At 73.2% G+C, this 24,980-nt stretch carries 22 protein-coding genes; 6 read left to right on the top strand and 16 right to left on the bottom strand.

Features of this window, described 5'->3' with window-relative positions:
- Positions 1 to 128: 128 nt before the first annotated feature.
- Positions 129 to 1,304 carry a trypsin-like serine peptidase gene (locus VIU94_RS08120; RefSeq protein ID WP_331909093.1) on the top strand — a complete coding sequence of 392 codons (1,176 nt, stop codon included), beginning with the start codon at positions 129 to 131 and terminating at the stop codon, positions 1,302 to 1,304.
- Positions 1,305 to 1,569: 265 nt separating this feature from the next.
- A complete protein-coding gene (locus VIU94_RS08115; protein ID WP_331909091.1) occupies positions 1,570 to 2,739 on the top strand; it encodes a trypsin-like serine peptidase in 1,170 nt (389 codons plus the stop codon).
- Between the two features lie 91 nt (positions 2,740 to 2,830).
- Here VIU94_RS08115 and hflX read toward each other — a convergent pair whose 3' ends face one another.
- The 6 genes from hflX to miaA all read right to left on the bottom strand — a co-directional run bounded on the left by hflX (position 2,831) and on the right by miaA (position 10,808).
- A complete protein-coding gene (gene hflX / locus VIU94_RS08110) occupies positions 2,831 to 4,324 on the bottom strand; it encodes a GTPase HflX (RefSeq protein WP_331909089.1) in 1,494 nt (497 codons plus the stop codon).
- A 121-nt stretch (positions 4,325 to 4,445) separates the two neighbouring features.
- Positions 4,446 to 5,927 carry a M1 family metallopeptidase gene (locus VIU94_RS08105; protein ID WP_331909087.1) on the bottom strand — a complete coding sequence of 494 codons (1,482 nt, stop codon included), beginning with the start codon at positions 5,925 to 5,927 and terminating at the stop codon, positions 4,446 to 4,448.
- 66 nt (positions 5,928 to 5,993) lie between these two features.
- Positions 5,994 to 8,108 carry a RelA/SpoT family protein gene (locus tag VIU94_RS08100; protein WP_331909085.1) on the bottom strand — a complete coding sequence of 705 codons (2,115 nt, stop codon included), beginning with the start codon at positions 8,106 to 8,108 and terminating at the stop codon, positions 5,994 to 5,996.
- A 209-nt stretch (positions 8,109 to 8,317) separates the two neighbouring features.
- Positions 8,318 to 9,199 (bottom strand): diaminopimelate epimerase, encoded by an 882-nt coding sequence (gene dapF / locus VIU94_RS08095; RefSeq protein ID WP_331909083.1) that lies wholly within the window; start codon positions 9,197 to 9,199, stop codon positions 8,318 to 8,320.
- 64 nt (positions 9,200 to 9,263) lie between these two features.
- Positions 9,264 to 9,767, bottom strand: coding sequence for a hypothetical protein (locus VIU94_RS08090; protein WP_414720904.1), 504 nt, complete (start codon positions 9,765 to 9,767; stop codon positions 9,264 to 9,266).
- Positions 9,768 to 9,869: 102 nt separating this feature from the next.
- On the bottom strand, positions 9,870 to 10,808 hold the full coding sequence (gene miaA / locus VIU94_RS08085; RefSeq protein WP_331909081.1) for a tRNA (adenosine(37)-N6)-dimethylallyltransferase MiaA: 939 nt from the start codon (positions 10,806 to 10,808) through the stop codon (positions 9,870 to 9,872).
- A 110-nt stretch (positions 10,809 to 10,918) separates the two neighbouring features.
- Here miaA and VIU94_RS08080 point away from each other — a divergent pair, with 110 nt between their 5' ends.
- The gene (locus VIU94_RS08080) at positions 10,919 to 11,146 is read left to right on the top strand and encodes an antitoxin (protein ID WP_331909079.1); all 228 of its coding nucleotides are present in this window, start codon (positions 10,919 to 10,921) and stop codon (positions 11,144 to 11,146) included.
- Positions 11,147 to 11,368: 222 nt separating this feature from the next.
- Here the strand turns inward: VIU94_RS08080 and VIU94_RS08075 are convergent, their stop codons facing one another.
- From VIU94_RS08075 to VIU94_RS08065, 3 genes are all read right to left on the bottom strand, one after another.
- Positions 11,369 to 12,058 carry a DUF5701 family protein gene (locus tag VIU94_RS08075; protein WP_331909077.1) on the bottom strand — a complete coding sequence of 230 codons (690 nt, stop codon included), beginning with the start codon at positions 12,056 to 12,058 and terminating at the stop codon, positions 11,369 to 11,371.
- An 88-nt stretch (positions 12,059 to 12,146) separates the two neighbouring features.
- A complete protein-coding gene (locus tag VIU94_RS08070; RefSeq protein ID WP_331909075.1) occupies positions 12,147 to 13,238 on the bottom strand; it encodes an amidohydrolase family protein in 1,092 nt (363 codons plus the stop codon).
- A 61-nt stretch (positions 13,239 to 13,299) separates the two neighbouring features.
- Positions 13,300 to 14,817, bottom strand: a complete 1,518-nt coding sequence (locus tag VIU94_RS08065) for an esterase (RefSeq protein ID WP_331909073.1) — start codon at positions 14,815 to 14,817, stop codon at positions 13,300 to 13,302.
- Positions 14,818 to 15,073: 256 nt separating this feature from the next.
- Between VIU94_RS08065 and VIU94_RS08060 the strand changes: the two genes are divergently transcribed.
- On the top strand, positions 15,074 to 16,174 hold the full coding sequence (locus VIU94_RS08060) for a pyridoxal-phosphate-dependent aminotransferase family protein (RefSeq protein WP_331909121.1): 1,101 nt from the start codon (positions 15,074 to 15,076) through the stop codon (positions 16,172 to 16,174).
- A 58-nt stretch (positions 16,175 to 16,232) separates the two neighbouring features.
- Here VIU94_RS08060 and VIU94_RS08055 read toward each other — a convergent pair whose 3' ends face one another.
- On the bottom strand, positions 16,233 to 17,312 hold the full coding sequence (locus tag VIU94_RS08055; protein WP_331909071.1) for an alkene reductase: 1,080 nt from the start codon (positions 17,310 to 17,312) through the stop codon (positions 16,233 to 16,235).
- A 127-nt stretch (positions 17,313 to 17,439) separates the two neighbouring features.
- Between VIU94_RS08055 and VIU94_RS08050 the strand changes: the two genes are divergently transcribed.
- Positions 17,440 to 18,021 carry a MarR family winged helix-turn-helix transcriptional regulator gene (locus VIU94_RS08050; RefSeq protein WP_331909069.1) on the top strand — a complete coding sequence of 194 codons (582 nt, stop codon included), beginning with the start codon at positions 17,440 to 17,442 and terminating at the stop codon, positions 18,019 to 18,021.
- On the opposite strand, the gene VIU94_RS08045 is transcribed toward VIU94_RS08050, so the two are convergent.
- From VIU94_RS08045 to VIU94_RS08030, 4 genes are all read right to left on the bottom strand, one after another.
- Positions 17,970 to 19,022 carry an aminotransferase class V-fold PLP-dependent enzyme gene (locus tag VIU94_RS08045; RefSeq protein ID WP_331909067.1) on the bottom strand — a complete coding sequence of 351 codons (1,053 nt, stop codon included), beginning with the start codon at positions 19,020 to 19,022 and terminating at the stop codon, positions 17,970 to 17,972. The two genes, VIU94_RS08050 and VIU94_RS08045, sit on opposite strands and share 52 nt — an antisense overlap.
- A gap of 139 nt (positions 19,023 to 19,161) precedes the next feature.
- Entirely contained in the window at positions 19,162 to 19,878 is a 717-nt protein-coding gene (locus tag VIU94_RS08040; RefSeq protein WP_331909065.1) for a DsbA family oxidoreductase, read from the bottom strand.
- 98 nt (positions 19,879 to 19,976) lie between these two features.
- On the bottom strand, positions 19,977 to 20,453 hold the full coding sequence (locus VIU94_RS08035) for a GNAT family N-acetyltransferase (protein WP_331909063.1): 477 nt from the start codon (positions 20,451 to 20,453) through the stop codon (positions 19,977 to 19,979).
- The gene (locus VIU94_RS08030; protein ID WP_331909061.1) at positions 20,450 to 21,454 is read right to left on the bottom strand and encodes an AraC family transcriptional regulator; all 1,005 of its coding nucleotides are present in this window, start codon (positions 21,452 to 21,454) and stop codon (positions 20,450 to 20,452) included. The genes VIU94_RS08035 and VIU94_RS08030 overlap by 4 nt, the downstream gene beginning before the upstream one ends.
- A gap of 102 nt (positions 21,455 to 21,556) precedes the next feature.
- On the opposite strand from VIU94_RS08030, the gene VIU94_RS08025 reads away from it, so the two are divergent.
- On the top strand, positions 21,557 to 22,555 hold the full coding sequence (locus VIU94_RS08025) for a zinc-dependent alcohol dehydrogenase family protein (protein ID WP_331909059.1): 999 nt from the start codon (positions 21,557 to 21,559) through the stop codon (positions 22,553 to 22,555).
- Positions 22,556 to 22,599: 44 nt separating this feature from the next.
- Here the strand turns inward: VIU94_RS08025 and VIU94_RS08020 are convergent, their stop codons facing one another.
- Positions 22,600 to 24,099 carry an aldehyde dehydrogenase (NADP(+)) gene (locus VIU94_RS08020; protein WP_331909057.1) on the bottom strand — a complete coding sequence of 500 codons (1,500 nt, stop codon included), beginning with the start codon at positions 24,097 to 24,099 and terminating at the stop codon, positions 22,600 to 22,602.
- A 107-nt stretch (positions 24,100 to 24,206) separates the two neighbouring features.
- Positions 24,207 to 24,704, bottom strand: a complete 498-nt coding sequence (locus VIU94_RS08015; RefSeq protein ID WP_331909055.1) for a cupin domain-containing protein — start codon at positions 24,702 to 24,704, stop codon at positions 24,207 to 24,209.
- Positions 24,705 to 24,980 lie beyond the last annotated feature (276 nt).

Raw genomic sequence — 24,980 nt, 5'->3', positions numbered from 1 at the left:
CCTGGGCCACGGGCCGGACGCAAGATCCTTGGGGCGGCCGGAACCGCGGGCCGGGCGAGAACCGTCCCCACCGGCGCGGGCATAGTGGGGCCTTGCATTTGTCGACGTAGTCCCAGGGGGATCACTTCATGCGACCGATTCGTCCGCTGCTGGCAGCAGCCTCCGCCGTCGCGGCGCTGACGCTGACGGCCACTGCCTGCGGTCCGACCGAGGAGAACGCGCAGAACAAGCCCAGCGCTCCGGCGTCCCAGCCCGGCACCGACAAGATCGAGATCCCGCAGGACCTGAAGGACCGGCTCAAGGAGCACGGGATCGACATGGACAAGTGGCGGGGCGGCGAGTGGAAGAACTGGGACCGCGAGAAGTGGCTGCGTGAGGCCAAGGACTACGTCAACCCGATCATCGAGGACCTCTGGGACCCGGACCGCATGCGCGACGCCGAGCGGCCCGACAAGCCGGTCAAGGAGGAGGACATCTCCGGCGACGAGGGCGTCACCGACCCGACCCCGCTGCCGGTGCGGGCGAAGAGCGTGAAGGCGCAGTACCACGACAAGGCGGCGGAGGCCGGGAAGGTCTTCTTCGACGGCCCCGAGGGCTCGATGGTCTGCTCGGCGACGGTGATCCAGGACCCGGCGCACCCCGGCAAGTCCAACATGGTCTGGACGGCGGGGCATTGCGTCCACGCGGGCAAGAAGGGCGGCTGGTACCGCAACATCGTCTTCGTCCCGTCGTACAACGACGGCGCGAAGCCCACGGCCGAGCTGAAGCAGGCCACCCGCGAGCAGATCGCGCCGTACGGCGTGTGGTGGGGGGACTGGGCCAAGACCTCCGAGCAGTGGATCTCGCAGGGCGGGTCGAGGGGCGGGCAGGGCGCGCCGTACGACTTCGCCGTCATCCACGTGACGCCGGAGAAGGGCAGCGGCGGCAAGTCGCTCGAGGAGACGGTCGGTTCGGCGCTGCCGGTGGAGTTCAACGCTCCCGCGGTGCCGAAGATCGCCTCGATGACGGCGACCGGCTACCCGGCGGCGCCGCCGTACGACGGCGAGAAGATGTTCCAGTGCAAGGACAAGCCGGGCCGGCTCACCATCAAGGCGGCGCAGCCGACGATGTACCGGATCGGCTGCACGATGACCGGTGGCGCGTCCGGCGGCGGTTGGGTGGCCACGGGCCAGGACGGCAAGCCGGCGCTGGTGTCCAACACCTCCATCGGCCCGGTGACGGCGGGCTGGCTGGCCGGTCCGCGGCTGGGCAAGGAGGCGCAGGCCGTGTACGACGCGGTGAGCCAGAAGTACGCGAAGCAGTAGGCCTGTTCCGCAGCACGCGAAGCAGTTGGCCTGTTCCGCAGCACGACAATCAGCGGGCGTTGCCCTGCAGGCGGGCCGAGTGGGTCCGTTGCCCAGTACGCGGGCCAGGTAGGCCCGTTGCACGGTGAAAGATCGGTGAAGGAGGCGGGCGCGGCAGGGGCCCGATGGGGTTTCGCCCGCCTCCGCCCGGCATACTGTGCACCGCTCATGACGCGTCCATGGCATTTATGGACGCGGTTGCACGTCTCTCAGGGGGATTCATCTCATGCGTTCCGCACGACCGTTGCCGGCCGTTCTCGGCGGCCTCGCCCTGGCGCTGGCGCTGACGGCCACCGCCTGCGGCCCGACCGAGCCCACGCCCGACGCCAAGCCCGTCGACGCGTCCAGCCCGGCCGCCGCCGGAGAGGGCGGCGGAGCCGCGCTCCCCAAGGACCTGGCCGACAAGCTCAAGAAGCACGGCGTCGACCCGGACAAGTGGAAGGGCGGCGCCTGGAAGAACTGGGACAAGGAGACCTGGCTCCGCGAGGCCCAGGACTTCGTCAACCCGGTGATCGAGGGGCTCTGGGACACCGAGCGCATGAAGTCGGCGAAGAGCCCCGACCCGACCATCGCGGCCACCGCGGGCGGCGCCGGCGGCACCGACCCGACCCCGCGTCCCGTCAGGGCGCAGCGGGAGAAGACGCCGTACCACAAGAACGCGGCGCCGGTCGGCAAGATCTTCTTCGACTCGCCCCAGGGTCACATGGTCTGCTCCGGCACGATCGTGAAGGACCCGCGCCGGCCCGGCAAGTCCAACATGGTCTGGACGGCGGGCCACTGCGTCCACGCCGGTCAGAAGGGCGGCTGGTACCGCAACATCACCTTCGTCCCGGCCTACAACGACCTCGGCAAGTCCGCGGCCGCGCTGAACAACGCGCAGCCGCACGAGGTCGCGCCGTACGGCCAGTACTGGGCCGACTGGGCCGTGACCTCGGGCGACTGGATCCAGCGCGGCGGCACCAACGCCGCCTGGCCGTACGACTACGCCGTGCTGCACGTGAAGCCGGAGCGGGGCAGGAAGTCCCTGGAGGAGACCGTCGGCGTGGCGCTGCCGGTCGACTTCTCCGCGCCGACGCACGCCGCGGCGGGCTACATGGGCGCCTGGGGCTACCCGGCCGCCCCGCCGTACAACGGCCTGATCATGCACAAGTGCATCGACCGGCCCACCCGGCTGACCACGGCTCCGGCCACGCCCACGATGTACCGCATCGGCTGCACCATGACCGGCGGTTCCTCCGGCGGCGGCTGGATCCGCACGATGCCGAACGGGAAGCCGGCGCTGGTGTCGAACACCTCGATCGGCCCGGCCGGCGGCAACGGCTGGCTCGCCGGACCGCAGCTCGGCCGCGGTGCCAAGGACGCGCACGAGATGGTCAGCAAGAAGTTCGCCCGCTGATCCGCACGACGACACGTCGGCTACAGCACGGAAGGCCCCGCCCCCTCCTTCAGAAGGAGGGGGCGGGGCCTTCCGCCGTTGTACGGGGCCGTCAGTGCGCGGCCGGGACGAACGGCGTCAGGAGCGCCGCCAGTTCCTCGTGCACCTGCGCCTTGAGCAGCGTGCCCTCGGACGTGTGCTCCTCGGAGAGCACCTCGCCCTCGGCGTGCACCCGCGAGACGAGTCCGCCGTGCGTGTACGGCACGAGAGCCTCGATCTCGACCTGCGGCCGCGGCAGTTCGCGGTCGATCAGCGCGAGCAGCTCGTCGATGCCCTGGCCGGTACGGGCCGAGACGGCGATCACGTGCTTCTCGATGCGCAGCAGCCGCTGCAGCACCAGCGGGTCGGCCGCGTCCGCCTTGTTGACGACCACGACCTCCGGCACGTTGACCGCGCCGACGTCCCGGAACACCTCGCGCACGGCGGCCAGCTGCTCCTCCGGGGCAGGGTGCGAGCCGTCCACCACGTGCAGGATCAGGTCGGAGTCGCCGACCTCCTCCATGGTGGAGCGGAACGCCTCGACCAGGTGGTGCGGCAGGTGCCGGACGAACCCGACGGTGTCGGCCAGGGTGTAGACCCGGCCACCGGGCGTCTCGGCCCGGCGGACGGTCGGGTCGAGGGTGGCGAACAGCGCGTTCTCCACCAGCACGCCGGCCCCGGTCAGACGGTTGAGCAGGGACGACTTGCCGGCGTTGGTGTAGCCGGCGATCGCCACCGACGGCACCTTGTTCCGTCGGCGCTCCTGGCGCTTGATGTCGCGGCCGGTCTTCATCTCCGCGATCTCCCGGCGCATCTTCGCCATCTTCTCGCGGATCCGACGCCGGTCGGTCTCGATCTTGGTCTCACCGGGACCACGGGTGGCCATGCCGCCACCGCCGCCGCCGCCCATCTGCCGGGAGAGCGACTGACCCCAGCCGCGCAGTCGCGGCAGCATGTACTGCATCTGCGCGAGAGCGACCTGCGCCTTGCCCTCTCGGGACTTGGCGTGCTGGGCGAAGATGTCCAGGATCAGGGCGGTCCGGTCGACCACCTTGACCTTGACGACGTCTTCGAGGGCGATGAGCTGACCGGGGCTGAGCTCGCCGTCGCAGACGACCGTGTCCGCGCCGGTCTCGAGCACGATGTCGCGCAGCTCGCGCGCCTTGCCCGAGCCGATGAAGGTCGCCGGGTCGGGCTTGTCACGGCGCTGGATCACGCCGTCGAGCACCAGGGCGCCCGCCGTCTCGGCGAGGGCCGCCAGCTCCGCGAGGGAGTTCTCCGCGTCCTGCACCGTCCCCGAGGTCCACACGCCGACGAGTACCACGCGCTCCAGTCGGAGCTGTCGGTACTCGACCTCGGTGACGTCCTCGAGCTCGGTGGAGAGGCCCGCCACACGCCGCAGCGCGGCACGCTCGGAGCGGTCGAACTGCTCGCCGTCCCGCTCTCCGTCGATCTCGTGGCTCCAGGCGACGTCCTCTTCCATCAGGGCATCGGCCCGAAGGCTCTCGGTGCGGCTGGTGTCCGCGAAGCTCTGCTCGTCCTGGGAAGGGGATGAAGAGGAGGTCATTTGATCCTTACGTCGATTGGAAAGTCGGTTACGTCGATCACAACGGGTGACGAGCTCGAAAGATTCCCGGGCCCGGCCGCGTCGCCGACCTGAAGATGGTGACACGGCCGGACGGGAGCCGTCATCCGGGTTTCGCGGCGGTGACGGGCGTGGTGCGCCAGTCCGCGTGGCCCGGCATCGCCGGGGTCTTCTCGCCGTACAGCCAGTCCTTGAAGAAGGCGGTCAGGTCACGGCCGGCGATCTCGCCGGCCAGCCGGACGAAGTCGGCGGTGGTGGCCGTGGCGTCCTTGTGGTCGGCGACCCAGCGCCGCTCCAGGAGCTCGAAGGCCTCCTTGCCGATCTCCTGGCGCAGGGCGTACAGGACCAGCGCGCTGCCGTCGTACACCACGGGCCGGAACAGGCTGATCTTCTGGCCCGGGGAGGGCGGCTCGGGCGCGGCGGGCGGGCCGCCGGCCGCGCGCCAGCGGTCGGACGCTGCGTACGCGGCCTTCATGCGCCGGTCCAGGGACTGCCCGGCGGTCTCGTCGGCGTACAGGGCCTCGTACCAGCTGGCGTGTCCCTCGTTGAGCCAGAGGTCCGACCAGCCGCGCGGCGAGACGCTGTCGCCGAACCACTGGTGGGCCAGCTCGTGGACCATGATCGCCTCGACCAGCCAGGCGGGGTAGCGCGTGTCGGTGAAGAGCCGGCGCTCGAAGAGGGAGAGGGTCTGGGTCTCCAGCTCGAAGCCCGTCTCGGCGTCGGCGACGAGCAGCCCGTAGTTCTCGAAGGGGTACGCGCCGACCTTGCCCTCCATCCAGGTCAGCTGTTCGGGGGTCTTGCGCAGCCAGGGCTCCAGGAGGTCCGCGTCGGCGGCGGGCACGACGTCCCGCACCGGCAGGTCGTGCGGTCCGGTCCGGTGCAGCACGGTGGAGCGGCCGATGGACACCTGCGCGAGCTCGGTGGCCATGGGGTGGGCGGTGCGGTACGTCCAGGTGGTGGTCGCGCCGTTCTCGGTGCGGTCGCCGGGCAGGCCGTTGGCGACGGCGGTCAGGGTGCTGGGCGCGGTGATGCGGAAGGTGAAGTACGCCTTGTCGGCCGGGTGGTCGTTGGACGGGAAGACCCGGTGGGCGGCGTCGGCCTGGTTGGCCATCGCGAGGCCGTCGGCGGTGCGCACCCAGCCGCCGGTGTCGGCCGGTCCCGACGGGTCGCTGGTGTGGGTGACCGTGATCTCCAGCGTCTCCCCTTGCTCGATCCGCTCGTCGGGGGTGATCACCAGGTCCTCGCCGCTCGTCTGGTACGCGGCGGGGGCCCCGTTGACGCGGACGGCGCGGACAGAGCCGTGGGTGAAGTCGAGGTTGAGGTGGTCCAGGCTCTTGGTGGCGATCGCCTCGATGCCGGTGACCGCCTCCAGGGGCTGGGTGTTCTTCCCCGGATAGGTGAGGGCGATGTCGTACGCGAGGACGTCGTAGCCCGGGTTGCCGAGGTGCGGGAAGAGCGGGTCGCCGATGCCGAGCGGGCCGGGCGCGGGCAGCGCGGCGGCGACCAGGGCGGTCGATGCGGCGACCAGGACGGCGGCCCGCAGCAGCCGCCGGCGGGGAGCGGGAGGTCGGGGGGTGAGCAGCATGGCCTACCGCTACCAGGAGGCCGTGCACCGCAGCGGGCGACGCGCGCGGCCGCCACCCGAAGGAGGTCAGCGCACGGTCGCGGAGGCCGGGTGGCGGACCCGGCTGACGTCGTAGACCCCGGCCACCTCCCGCATGGCGCGCATCAGGGCGGGCAGACCGGCCGCGTCGGGCAGTTGGAGGGTGTACGTGTGCCGGACCCGTTGCTCGCTGGGCGGCTCGACGGTGGCCGAGACGACGGCGGCGCCGGCGGTGGCGATGGCCTCGGTGAGGTCGGCGAGCAGCCGGGGCCGGCCGAAGGACTCGGCGACCAGGGTGACCCGGCAGTCGGCGGTGTCGCCCCAGCGGACCGGGAGCGGCGCGCGGCCGAGGGCCCTCATCCGGTCGACGCCGGGACACTCCTCCCGGTGGACGGTGACCGCGCCGCCCCGTACCGGGAAGCCGGTGATCGCGTCGGGCGGTACGGGGGTGCAGCAGCCGGCCAGCCGTACCTGGGCGCCCGGCAGGTCCACGACGGCGTTGGCCGCCCCGCCCCGGTCGGCGGTGACGGACGCGGCCGCCCGGGGGGCTGCGGCCGGGGCCTTGGCGCTCTCCGGGTGGGCCTGCAGCCAGGCGGTGATCGCGATCCGGGCGGCGGGCGTGCGGGCGTGCTCCAGCCAGTCGGGCGAGGGGCCGGAGGCGGTGTCCTGGGCGGTGTCCTGGGCGAGCAGCAGCTGCACGGTGTCGCCGTCGCCGAGCACCGTGGCGAGGGTCGCGAGGCGGCCGTTGACGCGTGCGCCCAGGCAGGCGTGGGCGGCCTCACCGTGTTCGGCGTAGGCGGCGTCGATGCAGGTGGCTCCGACGGGCAGGCCGAGGGTGTCGCCGTCGGGCCGGAACACGGTGATCTCGCGGTCCTCGGCGAGGTGGTCGCGCAGCTGGGTCCAGAAGGTGTCGGGGTCGGGCGTGGACTCCTGCCAGTCGAGCAGCCGGGAGAGCCAGCCGGGGCGGGTGGGGTCGGCGCGCTCGCCGTCCTCGGCGGGCCCGGCGGCGGCCGGTTCGGCGCCGTCCGCGGTCGCGTAGGGGTTGCCGAGGGCGACGACGCCGGCCTCGGCGACCTTGTGCATCCGGTGGGTGCGGATGAGGACTTCGGCGACCGCGCCGTCGGGTCCGGCGACGGCGGTGTGCAGCGACTGGTACAGGTTGAACTTGGGGGCCGCGATGAAGTCCTTGAACTCCGAGATCAACGGCGTGAAGCAGGTGTGGAGTTCACCGAGGACGGCGTAGCAGTCGGCGTCCTCGTTGACCAGCACGAGGAGCCGGCCGAAGTCGGTGCCGCGCATCTCTCCGCGCTTGAGCCTGGCCCGGTGGACGGAGACGAAGTGCCGTGGCCGGACCAGGACTTCGGCGGGGACGTCGGCCTCGCGCAGCACGGCGGAGACGTCGTCGGCGATGGTGGCGAGCGCGTCGCAGGCGCGGCTGTTCTCGGCGATCAGGGCGCGGGTGGTCTCGTACTCCTCGGGATGGAGGATCGCGAAGACGAGGTCCTCCAGCTCGGTCTTGAGCGCCTGGACGCCGAGCCGTTCGGCGAGCGGGATGAGGACGTCGCGGGTGACCTTGGCGATCCGGGCCTGTTTCTCGGGGCGCATCACGCCGAGGGTGCGCATGTTGTGCAGCCGGTCGGCCAGCTTGATCGACATCACCCGGACGTCGTTGCCGGTGGCGACGAGCATCTTGCGAAAGGTCTCGGGCTCGGCGGCCGCGCCGTAGTCGACCTTCTCCAGCTTGGTGACGCCGTCGACGAGATAGCAGACCTCGTCGCCGAACTCCTCGCGTACCTGATCGAGCGTCACCTCGGTGTCCTCGACAGTGTCGTGGAGGAGCGCGGCGGTCAATGTCGTGGTCTCCGCGCCGAGTTCGGCGAGGATCAGGGTCACCGCGAGCGGGTGGGTGATGTACGGCTCGCCGCTCTTGCGGAACTGGCCGCGGTGCGAGGACTCGGCGAGGACGTACGCCCGGCGGAGCACCGCCAGGTCAGCGTCGGGGTGGTGGGCGCGGTGCGCCTCGGCGACGTGCCCGATGGCGTCGGGCAGCCGGTCCCGCGCGGCAGGTCCGAGCAGAGCGGCGCGGCCCAGCCTGCGGAGGTCGATCCGCGGGCGGGCGCGGCGGCGGCTGGGGGCGTCAGGGTTGGTGGCCTCTGCACTCATGGGGCACCTCCGGCGGCGTCGACCGGCGGATGGCGGGCAAGGCGTGCCCGTGGGGCCGGTGCTTGATGCTACCGACCCCACCACGTGGCGGAGTCCCGCTCTCGCTCAGCGTGAAACGGATCACCCATTCGAGCGATGGATCGGGCGAGTGCCGTTTGTTTCGCGTGCGATTCGGTGTCTCACACGCGATATGGATCGCGCCGGGAGGCTCAGGAGGTGAGCCAGGACGGGTCGACGACGCCCTCGGCGACGATGACGGCCGGACCGGTCATGTCGACCCGTCCGTCCGGGTGCTCGGTGATGATCAGCGTCCCGCCGAGCACGTCGACGGTGTACGTGACGGGCGTCCCGCTCTCGGCGGGGTCGAGCCCGTCACGGCGGGCGGTGGCGACGGCCACGGCGCAGGCGCCGGTGCCGCAGGAGCGGGTCTCGGACGCGCCGCGCTCGTGCACCCGCATGGCGACGTGGCGGGGGCCGCGGTCGGCGACGAACTCGATGTTCACGCCGTCCGGGTAGACCGAGGCGGGCTGGTACGGCGGCTCGGCGCGCAGGTCTCCGGCGTGGTCGAGTGATTCGACGAACGCGACGGCGTGTGGGTTGCCCATGTTCACGTTGCGGGCGGGCCAGCTGCGGCCGTCGACGGTGACGGTGACGCTCTCCTCGGGCAGTACGGCGCGGCCCATGGCGACGGTGACGGAGCCGTCCTTGTCGAGGTGGACGTGCTTGACGCCGCCCCGGGTGGCGACGGCGACCTCGCCGGCGGCGACATGGCCGGCGTGCTCCAGGTAGCGGGCGAAGACCCGGACCCCGTTGCCGCACATCTCGGCGACCGAGCCGTCCGCGTTGCGGTAGTCCATGAACCACTCGGCCTCGTCGGCCATGGCCTTCGCCTCGGGGTGGGCGGCGCTGCGCACCACGTGCAGCACCCCGTCGCCGCCGATGCCGGCCCGGCGGTCGCAGAGCCGGGCGACGTCCGCCGGGGACAGGTCGACGGCGTTGTCGGCGTCCGGCACGATCACGAAGTCGTTCTCGGTGCCGTGGCCCTTGAGGAAGGCGAGCGGAGCGGCCTGGGTGTTCGTCACGTGATCCATCGTACGGGTGGGGTACGACGGCGGGCCCGGGCGACCGCGGGGTGGGACGCGGCCGGGCCGGTCCTCAGCGGAGGCGGGCGACCCGCCATACCGCCAGGGCGACGAGGACGGCGCTGACGCCCACGTACAGGGCGAGGACCCGCCAGTCGGGGCGCTCGCCGGAGCCGCGGGCGGGCAGTCCGGGCCAGGTGTGGCCGACCTTGCGGGCGGCCATCATGCCCCAGCCGGCGGCGCAGGAGCAGATCAGCAGGCCGAGCATGGCGACGACCGGTCCGCCCTCGCCCGAGCCGAAGGCCAGCGGGAAGGCGAACATCAGGGAGCCGAGCGCGGCCAGTCCGACGATGGGGGCGAGCTGCCAGATCCGCAGCCGCCGCTGCGGGCGGAGTTCGACCTCAACCTCGTCCGGGGCGACCTCGACGGAGGAGCCCTCGGCGTCGTCGGGGCCGTCCGGCGTCAGAGCCGCGGCGTCCGCGTCACGGGCGCCGCCGCGGATCGCGCCCAGGGCGCCCTCCCGGGCGTCCCGTGCATCGTGCTGTTCTCTGTCGCGAGGGCCGGCCTCCATCGCCACGCGCCCTCCCCACTCGGACTCCACTTGGTCGATCGATGCTCGATGATGGCACGCCCTCGACCGCCGAAATGACGGGCAGAGCGTCCCGATGCCATCACGTGATCAGGCTGTAACCGCTCGTTCGACCAACGTCAGCGCATGGTGCGGGAGTTCCCCGCGGTCCTCGGCCGCGCCGCTGAGCCAGTGCACCCGCGTGTCGCGGCGGAACCAGGAGTCCTGACGGCGCGCGAAGCGCTTGGTGGCGCGCACGGTCTCGGCGCGCGCCTCGTCCTCGGTGCACTCCCCCGCGAGCGCCGCGAGCACCTGCTGGTAGCCGAGGGCGCGGGCGGCGGTCCGCCCTTCGCGCAGGCCGACGGCCTCCAGGGCGCGCACCTCGTCGACGAGTCCGGCCTCCCACATGCGGTCCACCCGCAGGGCGATCCGTTCGTCGAGCTCGGGGCGGCCGACGTCCACGCCGATCTGCACGGTGTCATAGACGGAGTCCGGGCCCGGCAGGTTGGCGGTGAAGGGCTTGCCGGTGATCTCGATGACCTCCAGGGCGCGGACGATCCGGCGGCCGTTGCTGGGCAGGATCGCGCGGGCCGCCTCGGGGTCGGCGGCGGCGAGCCGGTCGTGCAGCACGCCGGAGCCGCGCTCGGCCAGCTCGGCCTCCAGGCGGGCGCGGACGGCCGGGTCGGTGCCGGGGAACTCCAGGGCGTCGATGGCGCCGCGTACGTACAGGCCGGAGCCGCCGACGAGGATCGGGGTGCGGCCGGCGGCGAGCAACCGGTCGATCTCGGCGCGGGCGAGCCGCTGGTACTCGGCGACGCTGGCGGCCTCGGTGACGTCCCAGATGTCGAGGAGGTGGTGCGGGACGCCGTCACGCTCCTCCTCCGTCAGTTTGGCGGTGCCGATGTCCATCCCGCGGTAGAGCTGCATCGAGTCGGCGTTGACGACCTCGCCGCCCAGCTGCTGGGCGAGGTACACGCCCAGATCGGACTTACCGGCCGCTGTGGGGCCGACGACGGCGATGACCCGCGGCGCGGGAGCTGCACTTCTCACCTCCCCAGTCTCCCAAACCTCCGGCGGCGCAATGTCCGTGCGCACGAGTACGCTGTTGATTCAGGTTGATATGGGCGTTTTCGACCAAGGGCGGTGACCCGATGGGCCTGATGGATTCGCTGAAGGCCAAGCTCGGCCCGGCGAAGGACAAGGTGTCCCAGCTGGCCGAGCGGCACGAGGAGAAGATCGACCAGAGCCTGGACAAGGCCGCGAGGATGGTCGACTCGACGACCAAGGGCAAGTACAGCACCAAGATCCACTCCGGCACCGGCAAGGCCAAGGGAGCCGTCGGAAAGATCGCCCACAAGGAGCGCGAGGACAAGACGCCGTCCGACTAGGGCCTGTCCGGCGGATCAGGGCCGGATAGGTCGCGGCGTCTGGTGCGGTGCATCGCAAGGCGCCGGAGCGCCTCGGATGGGGTCTCCCCTGCTCGAACGGAGCCGAGAGCTTGAGGAAGGAGCTATTGGGGCGTTTCGGCAACGCGGCGAGGTGCCGTGCCAGGCGTCGCGAGCCCGGCCATGATCCGCCGGACAGGCCCTAGCAGGCCTTCCCCACAAGGCCTACGACGTGCGCCCCGTGGCAGAGCCGAAGCCCAGCCAGGTGTGGCGGTTGCCCCACCAGCACCAGCCGACCTTCGGGGCATTGCGCCGCTCGCGGCCGTCCCGCCCCGTGCCGTTGCTGATCCAGATCGCCGGGGTGCGGGCGTCGAAGCCGCCCTTCGCCTTGCGCAGCCGCGAGCCGATGGTCATGAAGCAGCGGTTGCGCTCCAGGGCCTCCGGCTGCTGGAGCACCCAGTGGATGCCCTCGGTGAGCAGGAGGGGCGTGCGGTCCCGCTCGGTGAGGGCGGGCAGCGCCTCCTCCGGGCTCCAGTTGGCCATGTCGTCACCGCGGTCGACACCGGTCACGAGGTAGAGCGGGGCGTCCGGCAGCTCGACGCCCTCGGGCGCGAAGCCGTCGACGTCGGGCATGTCGACGACGACGAAGCCGGGCTTGCCGTCGCGGCGGAGCAGCGGCGCGAGGGCGGAGGCGGGGGCGCGGTCCGGGTGGACGGCGAGCAGGGCGTCCGTACGTCCGCTGCCGGCGCCTTCCGCGAAGGCGCGCAGCTCGTCGGCGGGTATCCCCGCGAGCTCGTGCACCCCGAGCTCGATCAGCTGCTCCGCCTGCGCGGCGAGCGCCGGAAGAGACGTGACGGCAGCGGTGGCGGAAGAGGCGGCGCCGGAAGAAGTGTCGGCGGAAGAGGTGTCGGTCAAGGCGCTCCTCGGTTCGGGGTGGTCGGCATCAAGATCAACGAGCCGGCCCGCCGCCATGTTCCCGGCATGCCGCACCGGAAACGGAACCTCAGGCGATCACGCGGCCGTTGACGACCACGCGGCGCGGACCCGCCAGGGCGCGGACGTCGGCCCGGGGGTCGTCGTCGTAGACGACGAGGTCGGCCGGGGCGCCCTCGTCCAGGGCCGGGCGGCCCAGCCAGGCGCGGGCCGCCCAGGTGGTCGCCGCGAGGGCCTCGACCGGCGGGATGCCGGCCTTGACCAGCTCCGCGACCTCCGCCGCGACCAGGCCGTGGGCCAGCGAGCCGCCCGCGTCGGTGCCGACGAAGACCGGGATGCCCGCGTCGTACGCCGAGCGGACGGTGTCGTACCGGCGCTCGTGCAGCCGCCGCATGTGCGCGGACCAGCGCGGGAAGCGCTCGTCGCCGCCCGCCGCGAGCTTCGGGAAGGTCGCGATGTTGACCAGGGTGGGGACGATCGCGACGCCGCGCTCCGCGAACAGCGGGATCGTGTCCTCGGTGAGCCCGGTCGCGTGCTCGATGCAGTCGATGCCCGCCTCCACCAGGTCCCGCAGCGAGTCCTCGGCGAAGCAGTGCGCGGTGACCCGCGCCCCGAGCCGGTGCGCCTCGGCGATCGCGGCCTCGACCTCGGCGCGCGGCCAGCAGGCGGTGAGATCGCCGGCCCCGCGGTCGATCCAGTCGCCGACCAGCTTGACCCAGCCGTCGCCGCGCCGGGCCTCCTGCCCGACGTAGGCGACCAGCTCGTCGGGCTCGATCTCGTGGGCGTAGTTGCGGATGTAGCGGCGGGTACGGGCGATGTGCCGGCCGGCCCGGATGATCTTCGGCAGATCGTCGCGGTCGTCGATCCAGCGGGTGTCGGAGGGCGATCCGGCGTCGCGGATCAGCAGCGTGCCGGCGTCCCGGTCGGCGAGCGCCTGCTTCTCGCTGGTGGCCGCGTCGACCGGGCCGTGCTGGTCGAGGCCCACGTGGCAGTGCGCGTCGACGAGACCGGGCAGCGCCCAGCCGCGTACGGTGCGGACGTCGTCCGCCCCGGCGGGGCGGTCGTACGTGATCCGGCCGTCGACCACCCACAGCTCGTCCCGGACGTCCTCCGGTCCGACGAGCACCCGCCCCTTCACATGCAGCACCACGTGATCGCTCATGTCTGCACTGTACGAGGGGCGGGCGCCCGTGCGGGATGCGTGATCCGTCACTCGTCGTCCGTCACTCGTCGATCGCCGCTCCGTACAGCCCGTCCACGTACGGCGCACCGAACGAGCCCGCGCCGAAGGTCCACGAGCCGCTCGCCGTCACGCCGCCCGAGCCGGCCGAGAACACCCACACCACGCCGTCGTTGGTGTTCTCGCCGGGCGCGGCCGCGAGCAGCCCGAACCGGCCGTCGCGGTTGGGGTCGACGAAGCGGACCTGGCCGCCGAACTTGTCGCCCTTCTCCACCCCGCCGGGCACGCCCGGCGAGTTCTGGGTCCAGGCCGCGGCCCCGGTCGCGGTGAGCCCGCGGGAGCTGCCGCGCAGCACGGTGACCATGCCCGCGTCGGCGACCGTGCCGATGTCCTCCTCGGGGGCGCCGATCGCGACGTCGGCGTAGCCGTCGCCGTTGGTGTCGGCCACGGACAGGTCCGCGCCCCAGCCGTCGCCGCGCTCCGACGCACCGGGCACGCCGGGCGAGTTCTGCGTCCACCACGTCGGCGGGGCGCCGACGCCGCCGGCGCCCTTCAGCCCCTGGCCGCTGCCCAGGTAGACGCCGACCTGACCGCCGGTCATCCAGTCGCCGCCGTCGTTCGGGCTGTGCGGCTCGCCGGTGACGAGGTCGTCGTACCCGTCGCGGTTGATGTCGCCGGAGGCGACGACCGGGCCGCCGCGCAGGGCGCGCTGGTACTCGAGCCCGCCGGACGTGCCGGCGATGTACCAGGACCAGCCGTGGCCGGGGTCCTCGCCGCGGCTGGTGCCGCTGATCACCAGGTCGGCGAAGCCGTTGCGGTCGTAGTCCCCGGTGGTGAGGGACTTCGCGGCGATGTCGCGGACCGGGTCCTCGGCGCCGGCGGTCGCGCGCAGCGCGCTGCGGGTGAGCGGGCTGATCCGGTCGGCGCGGGCGGCGCTCCGCTGCGGCACGGCTTCGAACCGGTGCAGTTCCGCGGCCTGGCGGTCGAGCACGATCAGCTGGTCGCCGGGGCTCTCGGCGCTGAACCGGGCCGCCGCGAACGCGGAGCCGAAGCGCTGGCCCGCGGTGACGCCGAGCAGGCTGTCAAGGCCCTGACTGTTCGCCCCGACCAGGCCCTTCGGGGAGCCCCAAAGAACCACGGCCCCGCCGGAGTCCGTCCTGGTGCCGATGTCCTCGCCGGGGACGCCGACGATCGCGTCGTCGTACCCGTCGCCGTCGAGGTCGCCGGTGGCGACGGCCTTCCCGAAGGCGTCGCCGCTCTCCGCCGTGCCGGGCACGCCGGCCGTGTTCTGGCTGATGACCGCGGCGCGGCTGGTGCCGATGCCGCGGGACGAGCCGTACTGGACGGTGACGAGGCCCGCGCCCCGCTTCCCGCCGACGGGAGCGCCGGGCGCGCCGACGAGGACGTCGTCGTAACCGTCGCCGTTGAAGTCGCAGTTGCGGTCGTCGGCACGGGTTCCGCCGGGGACCCCGGCGTGTGCGGCGGGCGCGGTCATGATCCCCGCGCCCGCGATGAGGAGGAACGTCGCCGCGGTGAGTGCGGCGGTGCGGTTCTTGCGCATGGAGCGGCTCCTGGATGCACTGAAGATGATCCGGGCGGCAGTGGGGGTGTGTCCGGAAAGGGCCCGTCCCTTGTCCGGCACCCTCTTTGACACCGGATGGACCGTCAGGGTTGTACGCGTCGGATGTCACGGTTTGACAGCGAAGATCCGGCCAGGCCCGACGGCCCGGCGCGGCCCGCTCGATACCCTGAGCCGGGGTTCCGCCCGTACAGAACGCACCGCACCGCACCGATTCGAAGTAGGCACCGCCGTGACCGTGACACACCCGCTCCTGGACCTGGCTCCGCTGACCGCCGCGCACTTCGCGTCCATCGAGCGCCGCGTCGCCGCCCTCCTCTCCACCGAGCAGGACGTGGTGATCACCCAGGGCGAGGCGCTGCTGCCGCTGGAGGGGTGCATCCGCAGCGGGGCCAGGGCCGGTTCGACGGCGCTGAACGTGGTGACCGGTCCGTACGGGCAGACCTTCGGGAACTGGCTGCGGGACTGCGGGGCCATGGTGGTCGACCTGGAGGTGCCGTTCCACACGGCGGTGACGGCCGCGCAGGTGGAGCGGGCGCTGGCCGAGCACCCGGAGATCGAGTTCGTGTCGCTGGTGCACGCGGAGGCGGCGACCGGGAACACCAACCCGGTCGCGGAGATCGGCGAGGTGGTGCGGGCGCACGGCGCGCTGTTCTACCTGGACGCGGTGGCCTCGATCGGCGCGGAGCCGGTGCTGCCGGACGCCTGGGGCGTGGACATGTGCATCATCGGCGCACAGAAGGCGATGGGCGGCCCGGCGGGCGTGTCCGCGGTGTCGGTGAGCGAGCGGGCCTGGGAGCGGTTCGCGGCGAACCCGGCCGCGCCGCGCCGTTCGTATCTGTCGCTGCTCGACTGGAAGGAGCGCTGGATCGACGGCGGCCGCAAGGCGCTGCTTCACGCCCCGGCGCAGCTGGAGATGCTGGCCCTTGAGGCGTGCCTGGAGCGGATCGAGGCGGAGGGTCTGGAGGCGCTGACGGCCCGGCACGCGACGGCGGCCGCGGCGACGCGGGCGGGCGCGCTGGCCCTCGGCGGCGGCCTGGAGCCGTACGTGTACGAGGCGCGGGACGCGGCCCCGGTGGCGACGACGCTGCGCGCGCCGGCCGGCGTGGACGCTTCGGAGCTGGTCGCGAAGGCGCTGGCGGCGGACCCGTCGCTGCCGCTGATCGCGGGCGGCGGCACGCTGGCGAAGGAGATGATCCGGGTGAACCACTACGGCGTGGACGCGACGCCGGGCGCGGTGCAGTCCTCGCTGGCGGCGCTGGGCGCGGCGCTCGGCGAGACGGGCCGCACGGTGGACCTGGAGGGCGCGCGGCGCGCGGTCACGGAGGCATGGGTCTGACGACGCACGGAAGGGGCATGCCGCGCGGGCGGCATGCCCCTTCCCCCGCACAAGAGCGCTACGCGGTCGGCGTGAGCGCCGGGTAGTCGGTGTAGCCGCGGTCGCCGCCGCCGTAGAAGGTCTGGAAGTCCCCCTCGTTGTACGGGCCGTCGGCCTTGAGGCGGGCCGGCAGGTCGGGGTTGGAGATGAACAGCCGGCCGAAGGCGATGAGGTCGGCGGTGCCGTCCTCGATCAGGGAGAGCGCCTCGCGGTTCGTCGGGCCGTCCGTGTGCGGGTTGAGGACGAAGACGCCGGAGAACTGCTTGCGCAGGGCGAGGGTGATCTCGCGGGTGCCCGGGACGGTCTCGGCCACGTGCAGGTAGGCGAGGCCGAGCGGCTCGATGGCGGCGACCAGGGCGGTGTAGGTCTCCTCGGTGTCCGTCTCCGCCATGTCGTTGACGGTGCCGGCGGGGGAGATGCGCAGGCCGGTGCGTTCGGGGCCGATCTCGGCGGCGACGGCGCGCGCCACCTCCGTCGCGAAGCGGATGCGCTTCTCGACGGAGCCGCCCCACTCGTCGGTGCGGAGATTGGTGCCGGTGGAGAGGAACTGCTGGACCAGGTAGCCGTTGGCGCCGTGGATCTCGACGCCGTCGAAGCCGGCCTCCACCGCGTTGCGGGCGGCGGCGGCGAAGTCGGCGACCGTGGCGCGGATCCCGTCGGCGGTCAACTCGCGCGGGACGGGGAGGTCCTTGAGCCCGTCGGCGGTGAAGTGCTGCCCGGCCGCGGCGACGGCGGAGGCCCCGACCGGGTGCAGGTCGCCGTCCAGTACGTCGGGGTGGCCGATCCGGCCGGCGTGCATGAGCTGGGCGAAGATGCGGCCGCCCTTGGCGTGCACGGCGTCGGTGACCTCGCGCCAGGCGGCGATCTGCTCGCGGCTGTGCAGGCCGGGGGTGTTCGGGTAGCCCTGGCCGACCGCCGAGGGCTGGGCGCCCTCGGTGATGATCAGGCCGGCCGAGGCGCGCTGGGCGTAGTACTCGGCGACCTGGGCGGTCGGGGTGCGGGTCTCGCCCTCGGCGCGGCTGCGGGTCATCGGGGCCATGGCGATACGGTTGGCGAGGCGGGTGCCGGCCAGGTCGATCGGGTCGAACGCGGTGGTCATGTCTGCCCCCGGGCAGGAGAAAAGGGTTTATGTGGTCGGCCAAGTAAATGGCCCGGATGCCACTGTAACGCATTCATTGGCCGACCAAGGTAATCTGGGAAACGAACGTCACACACGAGGAGAACCCATGTCCGCCGAGAGTCCCGGAGCCCAGGGCGACGCCGACTGCGGCCGGCGGCCGCCGTCGGTCACGGACCACGCACCGGTCAGCTGCACGCTGGCCCGGACGTTCCGGGTGCACCGGATGACCGCGGCCCGGCTGCTCAGGGACCTCGGGCTCTACCCGGGACAGGAGTTCCTGATGATGCGGCTGTGGGAGGGCGGTCCGGCGCGCCAGTCGGTGCTGATCAAGGAGATGGGGCTCGACCCGTCGACGATGACGAAGATGCTCCAGCGCCTGGAGCAGGCCGGCCACGTGCGCCGCTCCCCCGACCCCGCCGACCGGCGCGCGGTGCGCGTGGAGCCCACGGAGGAGAGCGAGGCGCTCCGGGCGAAGGTGGCGGGGGCCTGGGCGACCCTGGAAGAAGTGACCCTGAAGCACCTCGACCCGGACGAGCGCGCCACGCTGGAGCGGCTGCTGATCCGGGTCGAGGAAGGGCTGTACGCGGAGGGGCTGGACGAGCCGCTCACCTGCCCTCCGGCGGAGGGCGGCGGGGCTCAGGCGGAGAGCACGTCCAGCGCGCGGTCCACGTCGGCGTCCGTGTTGTAGAGGTGGAACGAGGCCCGCAGGTTGCCCGCGCGGGCGGCGGTGACGACCCCGGCGCGCAGCAGGTCGGCGTGGCGGTCGCCGAGGCCCGGCACGGCGACGACGACCGAGGTGTCGGGCACGGCGGGGTGGCCGATCCGCTCCAGGCCGGCCCGGAAGCGGGCGGCCAGGGCGGTGCCGTGCGCGTGCACGCGCTCGATGCCGATCTCCTCCAGGAGCGCCAGTGACGCGGCCGCGCCGTGGTACGACAGGTAGGCCGGGGGCTCGTCGAACCGCAGCGCGGAGCGGGCGAGTTCGGCCAGCGGGCCGTAGACGCTGCCCCAGGGGTCCGCGCTCGCGGCCATGCCCGCGTGGATCGGGGTGAGGCTCTCCTGGGCCTCCTCGGTCACGGTGAGGAAGGAGACGCCGCGCGGGCAGATCAGGTACTTGAAGCCGCCGGAGACGGTGTAGTCGAAGTCCCCCGCGCGCAGCGGCAGCCAGCCGGCCGACTGGGTGGCGTCCACCAGGGTCCGGGCCCCGTGCGCGGCGGCCGCGGCGCGCACTGCCGCCAGGTCGGCCGTGCGGCCGTCGGCGGACTGGACGGAGGAGAGGGCGACCAACGCGGTGTCGGCGCCGACGGAGTCGGCGATCCGCTCCAGCGGGACGTACCGGAGCTTGAGGTCGCCGCGGACCAGGAACGGGTCGATGACCGAGCTGAACTCGCCCTCCGGGAAGAGGACTTCGGCCCCGGCGGGCAGCGACTGCGCGATCAGTCCGACGTGTACGGCGACCGAGCCGCCGGTGGCGACCCGGTCCGGGTCCACGCCCACGATCCGGGCGTAGGAGGCGCGCGCGGCCGCCACGGCCTCGTCGTCACCCGACCCGCCGGGCCGCCCGGCCGCGAGCTCGGCGGCGAGGGCCGTCACGGCCGCCACCGCCCGGCGCGGCAGCAGGCCACAGGTGGAAGTGTTCAGATACGTCTGCGTCGGGGCGAACTCGTCGCCGCCGAGGGGCTCGAACTCCATGCCCCCACCCTGGACAACCCTCAACTCAAAGTCAATAACAAAGGGTTGAGGGTTGCATCCAAGAAGTTCTTATAGAGCGAGGTCAGACCTCTGCAACGCGATCAGACCCGTGGAACGCGGTCAGATCCGTGGAACGCGGTCAGACCTCGCAGTTCCCGTCCACGTCGCAGACGGGCACGTCGCCGGCCCCGCTGGCGGTGACGGCGACCGGCTGGAGGACGCGGCTGGACCAGGCCTGCTCCAGCGCCTGGGTGAAGAGCTCGGCGGGCTGGCCGCCGGAGATCCCGAAGCGGCGGTCGAGCACGAAGAACGGCACGCCGTTCGCGCCCAGCTCGGCGGCCTCCCGCTCGTCGGACCGCACGGCCTCGGCGTACGCGGTCGGGTCGGCGAGCACCGCGCGCACCTCGGCCTCGTCGAGGCCGGCCTCGACGCCCAGCACGACCAGGGTCTCGTCGTCGAAGACCGAGCGCTCCTCGGCGAAGTTGGCCCGGTAGGCGAGGTCGAGCAGCTCGTTCTGCCGGCCGCGCTCGCGCGCGAGGTGGAGCAGCCGGTGGATGTCGAAGGTGTTGCCGTGGTCGCGGCCCTCGGTGCGGTACTCCAGGCCCTCGGAGCGCGCGTTGGCGGCGACGTGCTCCTCCATCCCGCGGGCCTCGTCGAGGGTGCGGCCGTACTTCTTCGCCAGCATCTCCAGGACGGGGCCGGTGTCGCCCTTGGCCCGGTTCGGGTCGAGCTCGAAGGACCGGTGCACGACCTCGACGTCGTCGCGGTGGGCGAAGGCCGCGAGGCCCTTCTCGAAGCGGGCCTTCCCGATGTAGCACCAGGGGCAGGCGATGTCGCTCCAGATCTCGACGCGCATGTGTCCGTTTCTCTCCCGCTCTTACGGCCCGGAGGGCTCTCCCGGCCCGGAGGCGTCTCCTCCGCTCACTCCCGGCATCAACGCGGACCGGGCGCGTCTCATTCCGCGGACGGCGCGAGTGTGAGCCGGAGCACGAGGTGCGTGGAGCCGCGCGGCACGTCCGGGTCGGGCTCCCAGCCGCGGGCCGCGTAGAAGGCCTGGGCGCGGGTGTTGTGCTCGTACACGTCGAGCCGTACGTCCGTGACGCCCCCCTCCCGCCAGGCGTCGACGCAGGCCCGGTGCAGCTCGCTGCCGACGCCGCGCCGCCACAGCGCGGGCGCGACGTGGAGCTGGCTCAGCTGCATGACGCCGTCGCGGACGCCGCTCGCCGCGACCCCGGCGATCACCCCGTCCCGCACGGCGCACAGCACCCGCCCCTCCGCCACGGCGCTCCCCCACGCCGCCCGGGACCGCGCGAGCTCCTCCGCCCCGTCGTACTCGTCCTCCGGGAGCCGGTCCCGGTAGTACGTGGCGCGCGCCTCGCGGTGCAGGGCGGCTATGGCGTCGAGGTCGTCGGCGATGGCGAGTCTGATCATGATGTGTGGGACGCGCGGGCAGCGGCGACGGTTGCGCCCGCCCGGGCCGCGACGGTCGCGCCCGCCCCCGCGGCGCCCGCCTCCTCCCCCACCGTCCGGTACCGTCCCGGAGCCACCCCGAACTCGCGCTTGAACGCCTTGGCGAAGGCGAACTCCGAGGCGTAGCCCACCCGGTCCGCCACCGCGCGCAGCGGCGCGTCGCCGGTGCGCAGCAGGCGGCCCGCGGTCGTCATCCGCCACCAGGTCAGGTACGCGAGCGGGGCCCGGCCCACCAGGGCGGTGAAGCGGCGGGCGAAGGCGGCCCGGGAGAGCCCGGCGACCGCGCCGAGGCTCTCCACGGTCCACGGCTTCGACGGGTCCGCGTGCACCGCCCGCAGCGCCGCCGCGATCCCCGGGTCGGCGAGCGCTCCCGACCAGCCGGTCGCACGGTCCGGGCGCTCCGCGAGCCACCAGGTGCGCAGCAGGTAGAGCAGCAGCGTGTCGAGCAGGGCCGGCACGACCGCGTCCGAGCCCGGCTGCGGGTCGGCGAGCTCGGCCCCGAGCAGGTCGATCGCGGCCCGCAGCCGCGGGTGCGCGCCGACCCGGGCCGGGATGTGCAGGTACGCCGGCAGCTCCGTGAACAGCGGATGCGCCCGAGCGCGGCGCAGCTGGTACGCCCCGCACAGCAGCACGGTCTCCGCGCCCTCCGCCCCGGGCCGCGGATCCGGCCAGGCGGGCCAGGACCCGTCGGGCAGCGGCGTGACGTCGAGGAGCGGCGCGTCCGGGTGGCCCGCGAGACCGTGCCCGGTGCCGTGGGCGTCGAACACGACGTCGCCGGGCCCGAGCCGGACCGGCTCGGCGTCCCCCGGCGGCAGCAGCCACGAGGTCCCCTGCAGGACGACGTGGAAACCGGCCCCACCGCTCGGCGGGAACCGCATCCCCCAGGCGCCGCGGGCGCGGGTGCGCGAGGAGTGCGGGCGCCCGGTCCGCATCGCGGCGATCGCGTCGCTCAGTACGTCCATGCCCGCACCGTACCCAAGCCGCACCCGCCGCAGACGTGCGGACATGGTCCGGAGGCTTTCGGACATGGATCGTCTCACCGCCCCCGGCCTACGGTCGTCGGCATGACAACTGACGCACAGACCAGGGCAGTTCTGTTCCATGAGATCGGCGGGCCGGAGGTCCTCACCGTCGAGGAGGTGCCGCTCCCCGCGCCCGGCCCGGGCGAGATCCTGATCCGGGTGGCGGCGATCGGCCTCAACCGGGCGGAGGCGCTGTTCCGTTCGGGCGGCTACTACTACCCGGCGACGCTGCCGGGCTCCCGGCTCGGCTACGAGGCGGCCGGCGTCGTCGAGGCGGTCGGCGAGGGCGTGACCGCCTTCGCGCCGGGCGATCCGGTGCTGTCCGCCGCCAACTTCGACTTCGGCGTGCACGGGGTGTACGCGGAGCGGGTCGTGCTGCCGCAGGAGTACGCGGTGCACCGCCCGGCCGGCGTGGACGCCGTCACGGGCGCGGCGGCGTGGCTGACGTACTCCACCGCGTACGGCGGCCTGATCGAGACGGCCGGGCTGAAGGCCGGCGACCATGTGGTGATCACCAGCGGGTCGAGCGGCGTGGGCACGGCCGCGATCCAGACGGCGCTGCGGGTCGGCGCGATCCCGATCGCCACGACCCGCGGCGAGGCGAAGCGGCAGCGGCTGCTCGACCTCGGCGCGGCGCATGTGATCGCGACCGAGAGCGAGGACCTGGTGAAGGAGGTGCGGCGGATCACCGGCGGCCGGGGCGCGGAGATCGCCTTCGACGCGATCGGCGGACCGGAGTTCGCGCGGCTCGGGGACGCGCTGGCGCCGGGCGGCACGACGGTGCTGTACGGCTGGCTGAACCCGCGTCCGGTCGCGCTGTCGATGAACTGGCCGCAGACCGTGCACACGTACAACAACCTCACGTTCACCGGTACCGCGGAGGGCCGCCGCCGGGCCGCCGGGTTCCTCGGCGCGGGCCTGGCCGACGGCTCGCTCGCCCCGGTGGTCGCCGAGACCTTCGCCGGTCTGGAGCGGATGCCGGACGCCCATCGGCTGATGGAGTCCAACACCCACACCGGCAAGATCGTGGTGACGGTATGAGTCCGGCCGGCTCGCGGCCCCGGCCATGATCCGCCGGGCAGGCCCTAGCTCTCCCTGCGGGGCAGGCCCAGCGGGTTGTCGTCGCGCAGCTCCGGCGGCAGCAGGTGGTCCGGGGTCGACTGGTACGTGATCGGGCGCAGCCAGCGCTCGACCGCGGTCGTGCCGACCGAGGTGGACGTGGAGGTGGTCGCCGGGTACGGGCCGCCGTGGTGCTGGGCGGGGGCGACGGCGACGCCGGTGGGCCAGCCGTTGACGAGCACGCGGCCGGCGAGCGGCGCGAGTTCGGCGAGCAGGGACGCGGCCTCGGGGTCCTCCTCGGCGGCCTGGAGGGTGGCGGTGAGGCTGCCGGGGACCAGGGCGAGGACGGAGGTGACCTCCTCGCGCGAGGCGTACCGGACGACCATGGTCACCGGGCCGAAGCACTCCATCAGAGGCGTCCGGTACCCCTCCTCGAGGAGGGTGCGGGCGTCGATCGCCAGGAAGCCCGCGTTGACGGTGTACGGCCCGCCGGGACCTGGGTGGACCGGTGCGGTGACCCCGGGGAGGATGGCCAGCTCGTAGGTGGCGGTGAGGAACGCGCCCCGCATCCGCTGGGAGAGCATCACCCCGGGCTCGGTCTCGCTCACCGCGTCGGTCAGGGCGGACACGAGCCGGTCGCCCGCCTCGCCCGAGGGCGCCAGCACGAAGCCGGGCTTGGTGCAGAACTGGCCCTCGCCGAGCGTCATGGACGCGGCGAGGCCGGCGCCGATGTCCGCGCCCCGCTCCTCGGCGGCGGCCGCGGTGACGACGACCGGGTTGAGGGAGCCGAGCTCGCCGTGGAAGGGGATCGGCACGGGACGGGCGGCCGCCGCGTCGTGGAGCGCCCGCCCGCCCTCCACCGAACCCGTGAACCCGGCGGCGGCGACCAGCGGGTGGCGGATCAGCTCCACGCCCGCGTCGAAGCCGTGGACCAGGACGACGACGTCCTCGGGCAGTCCGACCTCGGCCGCGGCCCGGCGCAGCAGGGAGGCGCAGAGCTCGGAGGTGGCCGGGTGGTACGGGTGCGCCTTGACGACGACCGGGCAGCCGGCCGCGAGGGCGCTGGCGGTGTCGCCACCGGGGACGGAGAAGGCGAGAGGGAAGTTGCTCGCCGCGTACACGGCGACGACGCCCAGCGGGATCTTCATCCGGCGCAGATCGGGCCAGGGCGGGGTGCGGTCCTGGTCAGGCCGGTCGATCCGGACGTCCAGGAACGAGCCCTCGTCGACGGCGTCCGCGAAGAGCCGCAACTGCCCCGTGGTACGGGCGAGTTCGCCGGTGAGCCGGGTGGGGCCGAGCGCGGTCTCGGCGTCTGCGGCCTCGATGACGTGCTCGGCCGCCGCATCGAGCAGGTCGGCGGCGGCCCGGAGCAGCGCGGCCCGTGCGGTCCGGTCCGCGAGCGCGGCGCGGGCGCCGTGCGCGGCCCGGACGGCCTGATCGATCTCCTCGGCCGAGGCCTCCACCGCGACCTGCTCCCGTGCCTTCCCGGTCCGGGGGTCCACACTCCACACTGGTTCCGCTGCCACCGACACGCCCCTGTTCGCCTTGCTGAGCACAGTTCCTGCAGGTGAATCTATGGACGGGCCGGGCGTTCAAACAAGGGGGCGAGAGGCAGCGGGCCGGCCGGCGTCGCTCAGCGGGCGGCCAGGGCCTGCTGCCAGACCGGGCTGTCGACGTAGTGGTTGTCGTACTGCTCGGAGGAGTCCTTGATCTCCTGGACGCTCGCCTCGCCGCGCATGACCCGGCCGAGCAGCCGCAGGTAGTCGAAGCGCGGCATGCCCGGGGTGAAGACGAACAGCACGTCGGCGGTGTCGCCGGGCGCGGCCGCGAAGGCGTGCGGGGTGTGCGGCGGCACCAGCAGGAAGTCGCCGCGCTCCAGGACGGTGAGCTCCTCGCCGAGCAGCACCTGGAGCGAGCCGTCGAGGACGAAGAACATCTCCGACGCCTTGGTGTGGAAGTGCGCCGGGGCGCCGACCGCACCCTTCGCGAAGGTCGAGCGGTAGCTGGTGAGCGCGCCGCCGGTGGCGTCGGAGTCGGCGAGCAGGGTCATCACGGCGCTCGGGTCGGCGGTGGTCTCGGCCTCGGCGGCGCGGGTCAGGACGGGGGCGAAGGCGTTCTTCTGCGTGTTCATGAAGATCATCTTATGCAATCGAGTGACCTGGATCAGGGTGCACTTCGGCATCAGAATCTCTGGTCAATTCTCACCGGCCCGCGAGCCCGCCTCCCCCGTGCGGCGGAGGCGGTTCCTCTCTGCGCAGGAGGTGTCGTGCGCACGCCGAACAGGAGGGTGGGAGCCATGAACATGAAGAAGACGCTGTCCGCCCTGGCCATCGTGAGCACGCTGCCGTACATCTCGCTGAAGGCCGCCTGGGTGGCGGGCAGCCGGGTCGGCATCCCGGAGGGCAGC

It is taken from the genome of Streptomyces sp. (genome assembly GCF_036566765.1).
Classification (GTDB): domain Bacteria; phylum Actinomycetota; class Actinomycetes; order Streptomycetales; family Streptomycetaceae; genus Streptomyces.
This window is presented reverse-complemented; position numbering and strand designations above follow the sequence as displayed.

Excerpts from the sequence above, each read along its gene's own strand:
- VIU94_RS08045 (WP_331909067.1), bottom strand. The coding sequence starts at position 19,022 with ATGGAGTTCGAGCCCCTCGGCGGCGACGAGTTCGCCCCGACGCAGACG.
- VIU94_RS08065 (WP_331909073.1), bottom strand. The coding sequence starts at position 14,817 with ATGCGCAAGAACCGCACCGCCGCACTCACCGCGGCGACGTTCCTCCTC.
- VIU94_RS08105 (WP_331909087.1), bottom strand. The coding sequence starts at position 5,927 with ATGCTGCTCACCCCCCGACCTCCCGCTCCCCGCCGGCGGCTGCTGCGG.
- VIU94_RS08040 (WP_331909065.1), bottom strand. The coding sequence starts at position 19,878 with ATGCGCGTCGAGATCTGGAGCGACATCGCCTGCCCCTGGTGCTACATC.
- VIU94_RS08070 (WP_331909075.1), bottom strand. The coding sequence starts at position 13,238 with ATGAGCGATCACGTGGTGCTGCATGTGAAGGGGCGGGTGCTCGTCGGA.
- VIU94_RS08050 (WP_331909069.1), top strand. The coding sequence starts at position 17,440 with ATGTCCGCCGAGAGTCCCGGAGCCCAGGGCGACGCCGACTGCGGCCGG.
- VIU94_RS08100 (WP_331909085.1), bottom strand. The coding sequence starts at position 8,108 with ATGAGTGCAGAGGCCACCAACCCTGACGCCCCCAGCCGCCGCCGCGCC.
- VIU94_RS08055 (WP_331909071.1), bottom strand. The coding sequence starts at position 17,312 with ATGACCACCGCGTTCGACCCGATCGACCTGGCCGGCACCCGCCTCGCC.
- VIU94_RS08035 (WP_331909063.1), bottom strand. The coding sequence starts at position 20,453 with ATGATCAGACTCGCCATCGCCGACGACCTCGACGCCATAGCCGCCCTG.
- VIU94_RS08015 (WP_331909055.1), bottom strand. The coding sequence starts at position 24,704 with ATGAACACGCAGAAGAACGCCTTCGCCCCCGTCCTGACCCGCGCCGCC.
- VIU94_RS08030 (WP_331909061.1), bottom strand. The coding sequence starts at position 21,454 with ATGGACGTACTGAGCGACGCGATCGCCGCGATGCGGACCGGGCGCCCG.
- VIU94_RS08025 (WP_331909059.1), top strand. The coding sequence starts at position 21,557 with ATGACAACTGACGCACAGACCAGGGCAGTTCTGTTCCATGAGATCGGC.
- VIU94_RS08120 (WP_331909093.1), top strand. The coding sequence starts at position 129 with ATGCGACCGATTCGTCCGCTGCTGGCAGCAGCCTCCGCCGTCGCGGCG.
- VIU94_RS08115 (WP_331909091.1), top strand. The coding sequence starts at position 1,570 with ATGCGTTCCGCACGACCGTTGCCGGCCGTTCTCGGCGGCCTCGCCCTG.
- dapF (WP_331909083.1), bottom strand. The coding sequence starts at position 9,199 with ATGGATCACGTGACGAACACCCAGGCCGCTCCGCTCGCCTTCCTCAAG.
- hflX (WP_331909089.1), bottom strand. The coding sequence starts at position 4,324 with ATGACCTCCTCTTCATCCCCTTCCCAGGACGAGCAGAGCTTCGCGGAC.
- VIU94_RS08080 (WP_331909079.1), top strand. The coding sequence starts at position 10,919 with ATGGATTCGCTGAAGGCCAAGCTCGGCCCGGCGAAGGACAAGGTGTCC.